A 15,290-nucleotide genomic window follows, 5' to 3' on the forward strand; every position below is an offset into this window, starting at 1 on the left:
TGCGCGTTATGCATCCAACAGGGCACGGGCTGCCGCACGAGCCTCGTCTGTGATGGTATCGCCTGCGACCATGCGGGCGATCTCATCTACCCGGTCAAGGTCGGCCAGTGGGATCACGGTCGACAGCGTCTGATCGCCGGTTACCTGTTTCTTCACGCGCCAATGATGCGCAGCACGTGCGGCCACCTGTGGTGAATGGGTCACGACCAGAACCTGCCCGCCTTGCGCCAGCGCGGCCAGACGGCGGCCAACCGCATCGGCGGTGGCACCACCAACACCGCGATCGATCTCGTCAAAGATCATCGTGCGGGCGCTGTCATCTCCGGTCAGGCAAACCTTGAGTGCCAGAAGAAACCGACTGAGCTCACCGCCCGAGGCGATCTTGTTTAACGGTCCTGAGGGCGCGCCGGGGTTGGTGGCCACAGTGAACGCTACAGCGTCGGTGCCTTCGGGTCCGGGATCAGAGGGTGTGATTTCGGATCGGAACAAGGCACGTTCCATTTTCAGCGGCGCAAGTTCGGCCATGACCGCGCTGTCCAGTGCTTTGGCCGCCGAATGTCGCATAATGCTGAGCGCAGCTGCAGCATTGTCATAAGTGGCCTGCGCGGCATCCACGCTAGCGCGCTTGTCCGAAAGATCGGCATCGCCAGCATCAAGCTTGCTTAGCCTGTCGCGCAGCGTTTGGGCGAAGGAGCTCAGATCATCGGGAGCGACGTCATGCTTGCGGGCCAGCGCTCGGATGGCAAACAGGCGTTCTTCGGTCTGTTCGAGTTCAGCCGGGTTGAAATCAAGCGCTTGCAGGCAAGTGTTTACGCCGTCTTGTGCTTCTCCCAGTTCGATCAGGGCACGGCCGAGTGCAGCAATCGGCTGTTCCAACTGACCACCCGCATTGTCCGACACGCCTTCGAGCCAGCGGACCGCATCGGCCATCGCGCCTTCTGCCCCGTCACCGCCCAACAAGGCAAAAGCACGGGCCACGTCGTCGCGGATACGCTCAGCCCCCTGCATCATTCGGCGGCGGGCGTCGAGATCGGCATCCTCGCCCGGCTGCGGGTCAAGCTGATCCAGCTCGGCCACGGAATGGCGCAGAAATTCCTCCTCGGCGCGCATGGTTTCAAGCGCAGCCACTGTTGCGGCCAGTGCTTTGCGTGCGGTGGACATCTGGCCCCAGGCAGAACGCACGGCGACCAGCTGATCGCCTGCCCCGGCATAAGAATCCAACATCGCCCGATGGCCGCGCGGGTTCAGCAGACCCCGGTCATCGTGCTGACCGTGCAACTCGATCAGGGTTTCCGACAAAGCCCGCAATACTTCGCCCGAGCAACGACGATCGTTCACCCAAGCGGTCTTTCGCCCCTCAGCCGTGTTGACCCGGCGCAGGATCAGTTCCTCGCCGCCGGGCAAACCAGCTTCGGCCAAGACGGCATGAGCAGGGTGGCCTTCGGGTAATTCGAATTCGGCCACTACCTCGCCCTGTGCGGCGCCCTGGCGAACCAATTCGGCACGCCCGCGCCAACCCAATACGAAACCAAGCGAATCCAGAAGAATTGATTTCCCCGCGCCGGTTTCACCTGTCAACGCATTCAGGCCCGGCTGGAACGTCAATTCCAGCCGATCAATGATCAGCATGTCGCGGATATCAAGGGCGCGCAGCATCGGGTCTTTAGCGTCCCAAGCCTTTAGCCATGGCGGTTACAACCACTCACCCTTGATGGTCTGGCGGTAGATCGTGTTGAGCCAGTTGTTGCCGCGGCTCTTAAGATCAAGCCCACGCGATGTCAGCAGAGCATAGCCCGCATCATACCATTCCGAAGACTGGTAGTTGTAACCCAGTATCGCACCTGCAGACTGCGCCTCATCGACCAGACCCAGCGCCAGATACCCCTCGATCAGACGATAGAGCGCTTCGGCCGTATGCGAGGTGGTCTGGAAATCCTCGACCACAACGCGGAAACGGTTGATCGCAGCGGTGAAGTGGTCCTGACGCAGGTAGTAGCGTCCGATCTCCATCTCTTTGGCCGCCAGATGGTCAAAGGCCAGATCGAATTTCAGGACGGCTGACGAGGCGTACTCACTGTCGGGATAAACTTCGATCACAGTACGCAGGGATTGCAGCGCCTGAAAAGTCAGGCCCTGGTCACGGCCTACTTCGTCGATCTGATCATAGTAGCTGAGCGCCAGTAGGTACTGCGCATAGGCGGCATCTTCATCCGTAGGATAGAAATCGATGTACCGTTGCGCAGCAGCACGGCTTTCTTCGTAGTTCTGATCAGAGTGAAACGAAAACGCCTGCATGATCAGCGCGCGCTTTGCCCAGTCGGAATAGGGGTACAAGCGCTCGACCTCTGAGAAATACCAAGCCGCATCGTCCGAGCGATTCTGCGACAGCTCGTATTCACCGCGCGTGTAAATCTGTTCGGGTGTAAAGCCTTCGAGGTTCTGGCTGCGATCCGCACCCTTGTTCCCAAACAGGCCACCGGCATTGCCGCATGCCGTCAAAGTTGCTGCCAGAAGAAACGCGCCTGCGATTCTGACTGCCGCTTTGGTGCCAACCATTCCGCCCATCCTTGTCGTTCTACTTAGCGGGATTTATCCCTTATCGGGCATCGGTCTAGCACATAAAATTCCGGTGCAAAACGCCTTATCCACCCTCGTGACGCAAATGTCGCCAGAGTTGATCGGATCACGCAACCTGCGGGATTTCGCTGCGAACAAGGCCCTGACCGGGCAAACGCGCAGCTTGTTCGGGGGTACATAGGATCGGACGTACAGCACCGGGCGTTTCAAACAGCTTGCGCAACAGGGTGTTGGTCATCGAATGACCCGACTTCTCGCCAACAAAGCGCCCGAGAATCGGTCCCCCTGCCAGATAGAGATCCCCCAGAGCATCCAACATTTTGTGGCGAACAGCTTCATCTTCGTGACGGAAACCACCCGGGGTCAGAACTTCGTCGCCCTGTACGACAACGGCATTGTCCAGCGTACCGCCCAAAGCCAATCCGTTTTCGCGCATCGCTTCAACGTCGGTGCGGCGGCAGAAGGTGCGGCTGTCACAGAGTTCACGCGCGAATGAACCATTGCGCATGTCCAGAACCTTGGTCTGGCTGCCAATAGCGTCATCCTCGAAATCGATATGGAATTCGATCTCCAACCCTTCAGCAGGAGCGATCGAGGCCGTTGCACCTTCGCGTTCGACGGAAACAGGTTTGACCACTTCGTAGGCCAGAACGGGGCTGGCCTGGCGACGTACACCTCTGACCATGATACCCTGAACGAACGCAACCGATGAGCCATCCATGATCGGAACCTCGGGGCCATCAATCTCGATCAGCGCATTGTGGATTCCACAACCGGCCAGCGCGGCCATGATGTGTTCGACGGTCGAAACCGACACATTTGCGTCATTGACCAGGCGGGTGCACAGAGGAGTACGCTCGACAATGTCATAGATTGCCGGGATCAGTGCATTGCCCAGCTCAATATCAGTCCGCTTGAACCAGATCCCATGACCAGCTGCCGCTGGCTTCAGGACCATCGTCGCAGGCTTGCCGCTATGCAGCCCGACGCCTGTAAACGTGACCGAAGATTTGAGCGTATGTTGCAATGTGAGCCTCAGTGAATTGTGTCCAGCCTATCCGGGGCTGTGTTGCACCTCACCTAAGGAAGGGGGCGTCAAGGCTCAACTCACTCTTTGCAACCGAATGAAACATGAATGTGACACATCGGCAAATCCCTGCTTACACGGACTCAACACCTTGTGATTCAATAAAAAAGGGCTGCACGATGGCGGCCCTTCTGGGTGATTTTGTTACCGCGATCAGTTGGCCTGACGCCGTAGGAATGCAGGAATTTCGATGCGGTCCTGATCCGGATCACTTTCTTCCTGCGCAGGTGCCGTAGCGTCAACTGAGCGCATCGCCGGCTGCTGGCGCACTGCTTGCGCCGGCGTATCAGCGGCGTGACCAGTCATGCGGTCGATCAGCCGGTTGAAACCAAACCGGGGGCGATCTTCGCCGGACTGCTGCGGCTGGGGGGCTGGTTCGCGGGGGGCCTCGGGCGCCGGACGCAGCCGGTTTGAAGGCACCTTCTGAACAGCTGCCTGCAGTCGCTGCATCGCCTCGGGCGATGGTGTCCCGGGGGTCGAGGCATGCGGGGCGGCGTAGGATTCAGCGGTTTCTTCAACTTCGGGCTGGGGCTCGAACTGAGCGACCTGCGGCTGGTAAGCAGGGGGCGGCAGACCGTCATCCTGCTGTGCGGCGGCAGGCTGTTCTTCGTGCCAGCCCTCGTTCAGTTCGACATCCTCAATCGACTCGAACAACGTCGGAGCGATGTTTTCCTCAGCAGCAGCCGGAGTTTCGGCAATAGCAACCTGTTCCAGTTCTGCCTCTTCCGCCGATACGGTCCGGGTCAGCGGCGCCGACATCGAGCGGCGCGCGACCGGCACATCGTCAGTTTTCTCGCTGGCGTCGATGCCGGTAGCGACGACCGAGACACGCATTCCGCCTTCTATCTCGGTATCGAGGGTCGAACCGACGATGATATTGGCCTCGGGGTCCACTTCCTCACGGATACGGTTGGCGGCCTCGTCCAGTTCGAACAGGGTCAGGTCGTGGCTACCGGTGATGTTAATCAGTACGCCCTTGGCCCCTTTGAGGCTGATTTCGTCCAGCAGCGGGTTGGCGATGGCCTTTTCTGCGGCCTGAATGGCGCGATCTTCGCCGGTAGCTTCGCCGGTGCCCATCATCGCCTTGCCCATCTCGTCCATCACTGCACGAACATCTGCAAAGTCGAGGTTAATCAGGCCCGGGCGTACCATCAGGTCAGTCACGCCTTTGACGCCTTGATACAGCACATCGTCGGCCATCGAAAACGCCTCGGTAAACGTGGTCTTTTCATTGGCCAGACGGAACAGGTTCTGGTTCGGGATGATGATCAGCGTGTCGACTACCCTTTGCAGCGCATCCACACCATCCTCGGCCTGACGCATCCGCTTGGCCCCTTCGAATTGGAAGGGTTTGGTCACAACACCAACAGTCAGCACACCGAGCTCTCGCGCTGCTTGCGCGATGATCGGAGCCGCACCCGTGCCGGTGCCACCGCCCATGCCAGCGGTGATAAAGCACATGTGAGCGCCTGCCAGATGGTCGACGATCTGTTCGATGCTTTCTTCGGCAGCTGCGGCACCCACCGTGGGGCGTGCGCCTGCACCCAGCCCTTCGGTGACTTTGACACCAAGCTGCACTCGCGCCGACGAGCGGCTTTGCTGCAGTGCTTGCGCATCGGTGTTGGCAACGACGAACTCAACACCGTCCAACTGTTTTTCAATCATGTTGTCGACAGCGTTGCCACCTGCCCCACCAACGCCAAATACGGTAATCCGAGGCTTCAGTTCATCGTGCCCGGGCATCGAAAGATTTAATGTCATGCTCTGTCCGCCTGTTTTTATGTTGCCGCAAAATGCGGTTTTTTCTGACCTATCCACAGATGATTTTATCGTTTCATTTCCTAAACGTCACCAGAAAAATCGCAGGAAACCACAAAATATGGAAGAAATAAGGCAACAAACAGCCGCATTTCGCTGTTAGCGCCACATGTTGCGACAGAAGATTAATGCAGCACTACGCACCGACAGACCCCACCCGCCTGACGGGGGTGCGATAATCGGCTGATCACTTGTTCTGGTCGCGGAAAACTGCTCAATGTCCTGCCGCTGGGCCTCTGCCGGGCCCTGGCTTCATATTGCGGGAAATCGATCTACGCCGCAACCGATTTCTTTAGCCCACCGGGACACTTGGGCAGTTCAGACTGTCCTGCGTAATACTGCGGACCTCTTGCGTTTCGCTGCCGACAAATCTGGCCAAGCGGACCATCAGACGATCATTGTGCAAGAAGGGCCACCAGCAGACTGGCAGCCCATCGGGCGCATCGTCATAAAGAAAGCATATCTGACCGTTAGGCGTGGTGATTTGGCCGTAAACGCAGCCCCGCCCTTCCATCCGCCAAACCGAGAGGTTTGGGCTGAGAAACTCCTCGGTTCCGACCAGCATACCGCTGCGGATTTCGTGAAAAGTGATGGTTTTACCGACCACAGCGTCCAAAAACGCCTCGGGAGGGATCAGGGTTTGGGCCGAGGTAACGGCGGGCCAACAGGCTGCACCTAGGACTGCCCACCGCAAGAATTCACCAATTGTCACGGAACCAGCGCACGGCACGCTTGAACGGGCGCGCGGCGTAGGTGTCGACGGGGATTTCGAAGTCCCACCATTCATCCTGCGGATGTGCCGCAAACAGGCTGAGCCCCACCGCCGATGAGAATCCCGGACCGGTCGCGGATTGCGGCAGACCGTGGACGCGTAGCGGACGACCCAATCGAACACGTTGACCCAGAATACGGCTGGCTAACCCATCAAGCCCCATGATTTGACTGCCTCCACCGGTCAGAACGATCTGCTGGCTGGGCAGGTGATCAAACCCAGCAGCATCCAGGCGAGTGCGAACCTCTTCAAGGATTTCCTCGACACGCGGACGCATGATGCCGATCAGTTCGGCGCGACTGACGGTCCGGCGGTCGTGCTCCCAATCGCCGGTATCACCGCCGATGTCGATCAAGTCGCGGTCATCGGCACCAGTGGCGTGGACGCCGCCGTTGAATGTCTTGATCCGTTCGGCCACCGCTGCGGGCACGCCGAGGCCCATGGAAATATCGCTGGTCACGTGATCCCCACCCATGCGCACGCAATCGGCATAGATCATGTGTTTCTTCATAAAAATCGAAATGCTTGTCGTGCCGCCACCCATGTCGATACAAGCCGCACCCAGTTCCTGTTCGTCCTCGACCAGCGCAGAGATGCCCGAAACATAGGCCGAGTTCGCAATTCCCGCCAGTTCCAGATCGCAGCGCTTGATGCAGCGAACGATGTTTTGGATCGCCACTGCATCAACGGTGAGCATGTGCATGTCTACGGCCAGCGACTGACCCAACTGGCCACGCGGGTCAATCAGACCCGAACGGTTGTCGAGCGCAAAGTTCACCGGTTGGGCGTGCAGTACCTCACGCCCTTCGCCGTAATCGGGCACGTCGCAGGCGTTCAGGACACGGCCAACCTCGGCCTCGGTTACCAACTGGCCTTCCAGATCGACCTGCGCGTCCAGACCGTAGGAGCGCGGATTGGCCCCAGAGAACGACGCAATAACGTGATCCACGCGGATATCAGCCATTTTCTGCGCCGCTTGCAGCGCCGTACGGATGGCACGTTCGGTTTCCTGCATCGCGGTGACTTCGCCGAACTGCACCCCACGCGAGCGGGTGGTCGCGGCCCCAATGACTCGGAACCCGGTTTGACCGGCCATGGAGCCAATCGAATTGTCGTCGGATAAGCGCCCGGTGCCATCGAACCGCAGGACAAGGCACGCGATTTTGGAACTGCCCACGTCCAGAATGGCGACAACGCCGCGTTGCATCGCCTGTCGGCGCATCTGCCTCATGGCCCGTTGGGACTGATAAAGATCGGTCATCATTTTCGTTACTGCCCGCTACTCACATCTACTTTTGTATTCCACCAGTCTTCGCTGGCCGTTTTGTTCATTCGGATGGTCGGCCGTTGGCCGAGGCGCATATCAACCACAGCCACATCGCGTTCCAGAAGGTCCTGCACTTCGTTCACCGCCAGTACGCGCTCCAATGCGCGCGCGGGGCGTTCGGTTGGCAACATGATGCGCTGGTTGCGGTCCAGAACCAGATCCCAGCGCCGCTCACCAACACGCACCAGACCGCGTACCCGCTCGCCCAGGCTGCGGGCGGTGGTCAGGATCTGCAGCGCTTCGGGCACATGCATGTCCGCCCCTTTGCCCGCAATCAGTGGCAGGTTCGCGTGATGAGACCGCGCCGCAACACGATCCACATGTGCGCCCGTTTCATCCAGCAGCTCAACCCCGTTGCGGGTGCGCCAGACGATAATCGGCTGTCGCTCGACCACATCTACCTGCAGGATGCCTCCTGGCCGGATACGCACAGTGGCTGATTTCACTGGATCAAGACCGGTGATGGTGTCGCGGATTTGCTCGGCATCCAAATCCCACGAGCTAAGCGGGAAATCGAGCGGCACAACCTCGCGGATGTCTTCCGACAAGGCGGTCCCTGCACCGTCGATGGCCATCAGATTGACCATGAACTCGGGGCGTTCCTGGATCGAGGTCTTAATGTCGGCGATGTAAGCCGCGACCGCATCGCGCCGCTCTTCCGAGGCAAAATACCCACCGATCAGGCCAACAACCGCCAGAACCGGCAGGCCGATCTTCAGCCCGCGCCGGATGCCGGGGGTGAGCATCCAGCGCTGAAAACGGTAGCTAAGGCGTGAAGGGGCGGGATCGGACTGCCTGTCACGACCGAACATCCGTGCGCCGCGCAGACGCAGCTTGGGCTCGGCCTTGGGTTCAGGTCTTGGGGCAGCGGCGAAATCTGCATCAGGGCCCGCAACAGCTTTGGGTCGGTGGATCACCGGCGCGCGGGTGGCGGTCAGCGGTCGCATGAGGCGCCCTCCACCATCCATGCGCACAACTGCCCAAACGTCATGCCGATCAACGCGGCCTGTTCAGGCACCAGAGAAGTCGGTGTCATGCCGGGCTGGGTATTCGTTTCCAACAGGAAAAGCCCATCCACGCCATCGCGATCATCCCAGCGAAAATCCGTGCGCGTCACACCTTTGCATCCCAGGGCGTTGTGCGCGCGCACCGCATATTCCATGCAGCGGTCGAAAATATCCTGCGGAATCTCGGCGGGCAGGACATGCCACGAACCGCCGGGTTTATATTTGGCGTCATAATCGTACCAGCCGCCATCGGTCATGATCTCGGTCACGGTCAGCGGGCGGTCGTCCATCACGGTCACGGTCAGCTCACGGCCCGCCACATATTTCTCGACCATCACCAGATCGGGCATCGCCTCATCCAGCTGCGGCGGTCCGTTGGCGTTTTCATGCACGATATAGATACCAACGCTGGAGCCTTCGTTGTTAGGCTTTGCCACGTAAGGCGGCTCCATCACGTGGACCTCGACCACCTCAACCTTCGGGACGATCACGCTGGGCACGATCGGCAGACCTTCGGTCTGGTAGATTTCCTTGCTGCGTTGCTTGTCCATGGCCAGCGCCGAGGCCAGCACGCCGGAATGCGTATATGGAATACGCATCCACTCCAGCAGCCCCTGCACGCAGCCATCCTCGCCCCAACGACCATGCAGGGCGTTGAAAACTACATCCGGTTTAATGTCCAAAAGGCGCGCATAGAGGTCGGGACCAGCGTCCAGCTCGACCACTTCAAAACCTTCTCCCACAAGGGCGGCTGCGCATTCGCGCCCGCTGCTGAGAGACACCTCGCGTTCAGCCGAGGGGCCGCCCATCAATACCGCCACTTTGGGGTTTGTCCTGCTCGACATACCCAACGTGCGCCTCAATGTCCCCGGACCTTATGTAGTGGTCCGTACTGCGTTTATGCCTTTGATCCGTCGCCGTTAATTGCCTGTTATGGTCTGACGGTCGGGGCTTTATTATTCTAGCGGATCACCGACCCGCATGATTTCCCACTCTAGCGTGATGCCGCTTGTTTCGTAAACCTTTTTTCGCACCTCTTCGCCCAGACCTTCGAGGTCGGCGGCGGTGGCTGTGCCGGTATTGATCAGAAAGTTCGGATGCTTTGGGCTCATCTGTGCGCCGCCTTGTGCAGCGCCGCGCATACCGGCATCGTCAATCACTTTCCACGCCTTGAGATCATGCACGTCATCCTCTCGCCCAGTTGAAGAAAATCCGGCGGGATTACGAAAGGTCGACCCTGCGCTTCGATCCTTGGTCGGCTGGGTTTCATCACGCTTCTTCAGTTGCGCGCCCATACGGGTGTGCAATTCTTCGGGATCCCCCAATGGACCCTTGAACGCCGCCGCGATCAGGACCGAACCTTCGGGCAGGTCGGACTGACGATAGCGAAAGTTCAGATCGTTCGGGGTAAGCTCGACGAGTTCTCCTTGCCGGGTAACTATGATGGCCGTTTGCAGAACATCTGCCGTATAGCTGCCGTAGCACCCCGCGTTCATGCGCACCGCACCGCCGACGGACCCCGGAATGGTGCGCAGAAACGTCAGATCGATACCGGCATCAGCGGCCTTGCGCGCCACATGAGCATCCAACGCGGCAGCACCGGCGGTCACGATGTCACCATCTGTGGCAATGTCGTTGAAACCGCGCCCAAGGCGGATCACCACCGCGCGCAGCCCCCCGTCGCGAATGATGAGATTTGACCCCACACCCATCGGAAAAACTGCGACGTCTTCGGGAAGATCACGCAAAAAGCCTTGCAGATCTTCGACATCGGCGGGTTGAAACAAATAGTCGGCAGGGCCGCCAACACGAAGCCATGTCAGTTCGGACAGCGCACGCGCCTTGGATAGCCGCCCCCGAACAGTGGGCAACGGGTTCATGCGTTTGCGCGTGCAGCCAGGCTTCGCCCGCCAACACCACCCATAATGGCGGCAAAGAGGAAGGGCAGTACCGCTCCGGTGAGCCAGACGAAGGGACCAAAGGCCTGTTCCTCCTCACCGGTTCCGATACCGGCAAGCATGACGATCAGGACCAACCCCAAGGCTGAGGTCAGGCCAATGAGCCACAACAGTCCTTTCATACCGATCCAGCGTCCGGCGACAAAACCGGCAACGCTTCCGAGTACGAGTGTTATTAGCGGCAAATATGCGAATGTGGCGATGTCGACCATGGGGACCTCCTGAAATGGTCGGTTACTTGTTGGCCGCCTTCATGCCCTGCATTTTCGCCTTTGTCCAACGGGTCAGGTAAATCACTGGCCAGCGTAGGATCGACATACCAGCGGCCAATACGATCAACCCGATCCAGGGGCCATTTTCATAGGTAACATAGCCCAGAATGGGGACACCAACGGCGATCAGAATATAGGCGCGGGTCCAGTGGTTGTCCTTGCTGGGAAGCATCGCCAGAACATTGGCAACAATCCCCCAAAGACCGGCAAGCGCAATCGACCAGTTCATTCCGACACCTCTTTGCCCGTCCATTTACGCCAGTAATAGCGGATCGGATTGCGGAACATTGAAACGAACGCGGCAAAGGCCAGCACTCCAATGAACCAGCCATAATCATATCCCAGCCACACGATCAGAACGGGCGCGCTGGCCAATAGCACCACGCCCGGGGGAAATTGTAGTCGCATCGGCAACATAGCAACGATAGTTGAGGCAAAGACCCAGCCGCAGGCAATTATGAGAGACAACGCCACCGGATCAGCTTGCTTTGGCAATCAGCTGGTCGGGCAACCCGTTGGCCCAAGTGCTGATCGTTCCCGCGCCGAGGCAGACAACCATATCCCCCGGACGCGCCTGTTCGAGGACGAGGCGGGCAAGGTCTTCCTCATTTATGATCGCGCGGGCGTGGCGGTGGCCGTGGCGGATTAGACCTTGAACCAGATCGTCGCGGCTGGCGCCTTCGATCGGGTCTTCACCAGCGGCAAAGACCTCGGCAATGGCGACCACATCAGCATCATTGAAGCACGTACAGAAATCATCAAACAGGCTGGACAGGCGAGAATATCGGTGCGGCTGATGGACAGCAATGACGCGACCCTCGGTGGCTTGGCGCGCGGCCTTGAGAACCGCGGCGATTTCAACCGGGTGATGACCGTAATCGTCGATGATGGTAACACCGTTAACTTCGCCAACCTTGGTAAAACGGCGATTTACGCCACCGAAATTTGCCAGCGCATCCCGGATTTCCGAGGCTTTCATACCCAGATGGCGGGCAACCGCCACAGCCGACAGAGCGTTCGAAACGTTGTGATCACCAGGCATAGGCAGAGTGCAATCTTCGATCACTGTGTCCTCGTGCCGAAGGTGGATGTCGAAATGCGCAACGCCGCCCTTGTAGGTCAGGTTCTCGGCGCGCACATCGGCTTGTGCGTTGAAACCATAGGTGCGCACACGGCGGTCGGTGATGCGACCGACGAGTGCCTGCACTTCAGTATGATCCGTGCAGCACACGGCCAGACCATAGAATGGCAGGTTCGAAACGAATTCGTGAAATCCATCGCGCAACTGATCGAAATCGCCCCAATGTTCCATATGCTCGGGGTCAATATTGGTGACGATGGCGATGGTTGCGGGCAAGCGGTTGAACGAGCCATCGCTCTCATCGGCCTCTACCACCATCCATTCGCCCTGCCCCATACGGGCATTCGAGCCATAGGCATGAATGATGCCGCCATTGATGACTGTTGGGTCAAAATCCCCAGCCACCATAAGCTCAGCCATCATTGTGGTCGTTGTGGTTTTGCCGTGGGTTCCGGCGATGGCGATGTTGGAACGCAGGCGCATCAGTTCGGCCAACATGTCGGCGCGACGGACCACTGGCAGGCCTTGTGCGCGCGCCTCGTCCAGTTCGGGATTGCCCGGCTTGATTGCGGTCGAAACCACAACCACCGCGGCATTCTGCAGGTTCTCGGCCCGCTGGCCTACGAAAATCTCAGCCCCCAGCGACGCCAAACGGTCGGTGATTTTTGAGGCCTTCAGGTCAGACCCCTGCACGCGGTAGCCAAGGTTTAGAAGCACCTCGGCGATGCCCGACATTCCGATCCCGCCGATACCCACGAAGTGGATCGGCCCAACGTCCTGCGGCAGTTTGGTTGCTGGATTCATGAGGTCTCCTTCTGCGCCAATTGCTCGACGAGGGCCGTCAGACGCTCAGTTGCGTCCGGGGTCCCGACGGACAGCGCGGCATGGGCCATTTTTTGTGCAGCTTCTGGGTTTGTCAAAACCGTGGTCATTTGCTGTGTCAGAGCGGGAACGTCAAGGGCGTTTTCAGGGATCATGATCGCCCCGCCTGCCTGAACCAACCCACGTGCATTGGCGGTTTGGTGATCACCCGCAGCCGCCGCGAAGGGGATCAGGACCGAGGGCCGTCCGATCACCGAGATATCGGCGACACTGGACGCACCCGAACGGCTGATCACAAGCTGCGCATCGGACATGCGGCGCGGAACATCATCAAAGAAGGGCTGCACGTCGGCACGAATGCCATGTTCGGCGTAAAAGGCCTTGACCCGCTCACCATCTTCATCGCGGGCCTGATGTGAGACACGTATGTGGTCACGTACCGCTTCGGGCAGCGCTGCAATTGCACCGGGCACCATATCGCTGAGGATGCGTGCGCCCTGGCTGCCGCCCATCACAAGGACTGACATCGGGTAGTCACCTGGCGGAATGAATGGCGCTCCGGCACGCTCCAACACGGCGGCGCGCACCGGGTTGCCGGTGTGAACGCCCTTGGCCCCTTCGGGCAAATCGGTGGGCCAGACGCCGCAGGCCACCTGCGCCACGCGGGTCGCGAACAGCTGATTCACCCGGCCCAGAACTCCGTTCTGTTCGTGGATCATGCGTGGGATTTTCAGTAACGTCGCCGCACCCAGCGCCGGGATCGACGGATAGCCACCGAAGCCCACCACAACGTCGGGTTTGTCGCGCATCATCTGCGCAGCCATGCCAGTTACGCCAGCAGCGATCTTCGGCCCGACCAATATCTTAGCCGCCAGACCGCCACGGGCAAATGTTGCCGAGGATGCCTCGACAATCTCGACACCTTCTGGAAACGCTCCGATGTAGCGCGCACCGCGCGGGTCGGTCGAGAGGCGCACGCGCCAGCCCCTAAGCAACATCGCCTCGGCCAGCGCCTGCGCGGGGAACATGTGCCCCCCGGTGCCGCCCGCCGCGATCAGAAGGTAGGGTGTGCTCATCAACCTCGTCCGCGCAGAATGTCGCCAAGCTCGCCTTGTGGGCGTGAGCGGGTGAAGGCCAGCAACATGCCAACAGCGATGCCGCCCGCGATCAGAGACGAGCCGCCATAGCTGACGAAAGGCAGCGTCATGCCCTTGGCCGGTAGCAGCCGCACGGCGACGCCCATGTTGATCATCGCCTGAACACCAAACATACAGGCCAGACCGGTCCCGGCCAGACGGATGAACATATCCCGTTCCCGCATCAGCCGCAGCAGCGAGCGCACGACGATCAGTGAATAGAGCGCGATGATGATGAGAACGAGGATCAACCCGTATTCCTCAGCCGCCACTGCAATGATGAAATCCGTATGCGCATCAGGCAGAGACCATTTCACCTGCCCTTCCCCCACGCCAACGCCGAACAGCCCACCTTCGCGGATGGCGTTGGTGGCATAACCAAGCTGCGTGGTCGGATCGACCTCCTGATTGAGGAAGCCATCAATGCGGCGGGCGAAGTGTTCCGAATTGGAATAAGCTAGCATACCGCCCAGAACCACTGCTCCGGCCATGCTGACCAACAGCAGCATCGGAGCGCCTGCTACGAAGTACATCACGCCCCAGCCAAAGAGGATCAGGCAGGCCTGCCCAAAGTCAGGTTGCATCACCAACATCGCCACGATCGCCATGCATAGTGCAAAGGACCAAAGCCTCCCTGGCGGGCCGTTGATTTCCTGCGAGGCGGCCAGAAGCCATGCGGCCACAACAACAAAACCGGGCTTAAGAAATTCGGACGGCTGCAGCGACGCAAAGCCCAGCGAATACCAGCGCACTGCGCCTTTGCCGAAATCGGTGCCAAAGACCGGCAAGAACGCAAGCGCTACGAACGAGGCCAGAAAACCCAAAATCGCCAACCGCCGTACCAGTGTGGGCGACATCATCGAGGTTAGCAGCATTGCAACCAGCGCCAGCCCGCCAAACAGCGCCTGGCGCTCAACATAATGAAACGGATCGAACCCGTTTCGCCCAGCCAAGGGAGGCGATGAGGCCAGCCCCAGCAACAGCCCGATGACAAATAGGATCAGAACGCAGGACATCGTCCAACGATCAATCGTCCGCCACCACTTCGGAAGAATCGGTTCGCCGCGCCGGTCCTGGACCGCGCCATACACCATCTCAGTCATGAGATACCGCCACTATCTGCCTCGTTAACGCCCCGTTTGTCGGGATCTGATTGAGAGTCTACAGATGTTTTGGTGTTTGGGCTAGCAGAATAAGACTGGAAGCTGGAAATTGCGGCCCCAGGGACGGTCACTCGATATTCGAGGACGCACCTTCGTCACCGAGCCTATTCAAGTAACGAGTTCTTAATACTTGATCGTGCGCGAATTGACCAATTCGGCTTCTGCCGGATCAATCTGCGGGCTGTCATAGTCTTAGCCTACGAGTGCAGTCAGCGCGCCCATGTTCCGCCAGATCAAGACGAAACTGAATCCCCGCAACGAGTCAGAACT

15 protein-coding genes are annotated in these 15,290 nt (G+C 59.3%); all 15 read right to left on the reverse strand.

Annotated features, from left to right (window positions below):
• Positions 1 to 6 precede the first annotated feature (6 nt).
• Positions 7 to 1,656 carry a DNA repair protein RecN gene (gene recN / locus BLU89_RS06610; RefSeq protein ID WP_074735435.1) on the reverse strand — a complete coding sequence of 550 codons (1,650 nt, stop codon included), beginning with the start codon at positions 1,654 to 1,656 and terminating at the stop codon, positions 7 to 9.
• A 36-nt stretch (positions 1,657 to 1,692) separates the two neighbouring features.
• Complete coding sequence (locus tag BLU89_RS06615) at positions 1,693 to 2,556, reverse strand: outer membrane protein assembly factor BamD (protein WP_074735437.1); 864 nt, start codon at positions 2,554 to 2,556, stop codon at positions 1,693 to 1,695.
• Positions 2,557 to 2,683: 127 nt separating this feature from the next.
• A complete protein-coding gene (gene lpxC / locus BLU89_RS06620) occupies positions 2,684 to 3,604 on the reverse strand; it encodes a UDP-3-O-acyl-N-acetylglucosamine deacetylase (RefSeq protein ID WP_074735438.1) in 921 nt (306 codons plus the stop codon).
• 213 nt (positions 3,605 to 3,817) lie between these two features.
• Complete coding sequence (gene ftsZ, locus BLU89_RS06625) at positions 3,818 to 5,425, reverse strand: cell division protein FtsZ (protein ID WP_074735440.1); 1,608 nt, start codon at positions 5,423 to 5,425, stop codon at positions 3,818 to 3,820.
• Positions 5,426 to 5,774: 349 nt separating this feature from the next.
• Positions 5,775 to 6,176 (reverse strand): hypothetical protein, encoded by a 402-nt coding sequence (locus BLU89_RS06630; protein ID WP_143030517.1) that lies wholly within the window; start codon positions 6,174 to 6,176, stop codon positions 5,775 to 5,777.
• A gap of 4 nt (positions 6,177 to 6,180) precedes the next feature.
• Positions 6,181 to 7,515: a cell division protein FtsA gene (gene ftsA / locus BLU89_RS06635; protein WP_074736449.1), complete on the reverse strand. Its 1,335-nt coding sequence runs from the start codon at positions 7,513 to 7,515 to the stop codon at positions 6,181 to 6,183.
• An 8-nt stretch (positions 7,516 to 7,523) separates the two neighbouring features.
• A complete protein-coding gene (locus BLU89_RS06640; RefSeq protein WP_083347682.1) occupies positions 7,524 to 8,528 on the reverse strand; it encodes a cell division protein FtsQ/DivIB in 1,005 nt (334 codons plus the stop codon).
• The gene (locus tag BLU89_RS06645) at positions 8,516 to 9,433 is read right to left on the reverse strand and encodes a D-alanine--D-alanine ligase (protein ID WP_074735443.1); all 918 of its coding nucleotides are present in this window, start codon (positions 9,431 to 9,433) and stop codon (positions 8,516 to 8,518) included. Before BLU89_RS06645 ends, BLU89_RS06640 begins: the two co-directional genes overlap by 13 nt.
• 111 nt (positions 9,434 to 9,544) lie before the next feature.
• On the reverse strand, positions 9,545 to 10,468 hold the full coding sequence (murB, locus tag BLU89_RS06650; protein ID WP_074735445.1) for a UDP-N-acetylmuramate dehydrogenase: 924 nt from the start codon (positions 10,466 to 10,468) through the stop codon (positions 9,545 to 9,547).
• Positions 10,465 to 10,758, reverse strand: coding sequence for a hypothetical protein (locus tag BLU89_RS06655; protein ID WP_074735447.1), 294 nt, complete (start codon positions 10,756 to 10,758; stop codon positions 10,465 to 10,467). The genes murB and BLU89_RS06655 overlap by 4 nt, the downstream gene beginning before the upstream one ends.
• Positions 10,759 to 10,780: 22 nt before the next feature.
• Positions 10,781 to 11,047 (reverse strand): DUF2484 family protein, encoded by a 267-nt coding sequence (locus BLU89_RS06660; RefSeq protein ID WP_074735448.1) that lies wholly within the window; start codon positions 11,045 to 11,047, stop codon positions 10,781 to 10,783.
• Positions 11,044 to 11,313 carry a DUF2484 family protein gene (locus tag BLU89_RS06665; protein ID WP_425441366.1) on the reverse strand — a complete coding sequence of 90 codons (270 nt, stop codon included), beginning with the start codon at positions 11,311 to 11,313 and terminating at the stop codon, positions 11,044 to 11,046. Before BLU89_RS06665 ends, BLU89_RS06660 begins: the two co-directional genes overlap by 4 nt.
• Positions 11,297 to 12,703, reverse strand: a complete 1,407-nt coding sequence (gene murC / locus BLU89_RS06670; RefSeq protein ID WP_074735450.1) for a UDP-N-acetylmuramate--L-alanine ligase — start codon at positions 12,701 to 12,703, stop codon at positions 11,297 to 11,299. The genes BLU89_RS06665 and murC overlap by 17 nt, the downstream gene beginning before the upstream one ends.
• A complete protein-coding gene (locus tag BLU89_RS06675) occupies positions 12,700 to 13,797 on the reverse strand; it encodes a UDP-N-acetylglucosamine--N-acetylmuramyl-(pentapeptide) pyrophosphoryl-undecaprenol N-acetylglucosamine transferase (RefSeq protein ID WP_074735451.1) in 1,098 nt (365 codons plus the stop codon). The genes murC and BLU89_RS06675 overlap by 4 nt, the downstream gene beginning before the upstream one ends.
• Positions 13,797 to 14,960 (reverse strand): putative lipid II flippase FtsW, encoded by a 1,164-nt coding sequence (ftsW, locus tag BLU89_RS06680; protein WP_074735453.1) that lies wholly within the window; start codon positions 14,958 to 14,960, stop codon positions 13,797 to 13,799. Before ftsW ends, BLU89_RS06675 begins: the two co-directional genes overlap by 1 nt.
• Between the last annotated feature and the right edge of the window lie 330 nt (positions 14,961 to 15,290).

Source organism: Ruegeria halocynthiae (assembly GCF_900106805.1).
In the GTDB taxonomy this organism is placed as follows: Bacteria; Pseudomonadota; Alphaproteobacteria; order Rhodobacterales; family Rhodobacteraceae; genus Ruegeria; species Ruegeria halocynthiae.

Excerpts from the sequence above, each read along its gene's own strand:
- recN (WP_074735435.1), bottom strand. The coding sequence starts at position 1,656 with ATGCTGCGCGCCCTTGATATCCGCGACATGCTGATCATTGATCGGCTG.
- BLU89_RS06615 (WP_074735437.1), bottom strand. The coding sequence starts at position 2,556 with ATGGTTGGCACCAAAGCGGCAGTCAGAATCGCAGGCGCGTTTCTTCTG.
- ftsZ (WP_074735440.1), bottom strand. The coding sequence starts at position 5,425 with ATGACATTAAATCTTTCGATGCCCGGGCACGATGAACTGAAGCCTCGG.
- ftsA (WP_074736449.1), bottom strand. The coding sequence starts at position 7,515 with ATGACCGATCTTTATCAGTCCCAACGGGCCATGAGGCAGATGCGCCGA.
- BLU89_RS06640 (WP_083347682.1), bottom strand. The coding sequence starts at position 8,528 with ATGCGACCGCTGACCGCCACCCGCGCGCCGGTGATCCACCGACCCAAA.
- BLU89_RS06645 (WP_074735443.1), bottom strand. The coding sequence starts at position 9,433 with ATGTCGAGCAGGACAAACCCCAAAGTGGCGGTATTGATGGGCGGCCCC.
- murB (WP_074735445.1), bottom strand. The coding sequence starts at position 10,468 with ATGAACCCGTTGCCCACTGTTCGGGGGCGGCTATCCAAGGCGCGTGCG.
- BLU89_RS06655 (WP_074735447.1), bottom strand. The coding sequence starts at position 10,758 with ATGGTCGACATCGCCACATTCGCATATTTGCCGCTAATAACACTCGTA.
- BLU89_RS06660 (WP_074735448.1), bottom strand. The coding sequence starts at position 11,047 with ATGAACTGGTCGATTGCGCTTGCCGGTCTTTGGGGGATTGTTGCCAAT.
- murC (WP_074735450.1), bottom strand. The coding sequence starts at position 12,703 with ATGAATCCAGCAACCAAACTGCCGCAGGACGTTGGGCCGATCCACTTC.
- BLU89_RS06675 (WP_074735451.1), bottom strand. The coding sequence starts at position 13,797 with ATGAGCACACCCTACCTTCTGATCGCGGCGGGCGGCACCGGGGGGCAC.
- ftsW (WP_074735453.1), bottom strand. The coding sequence starts at position 14,960 with ATGACTGAGATGGTGTATGGCGCGGTCCAGGACCGGCGCGGCGAACCG.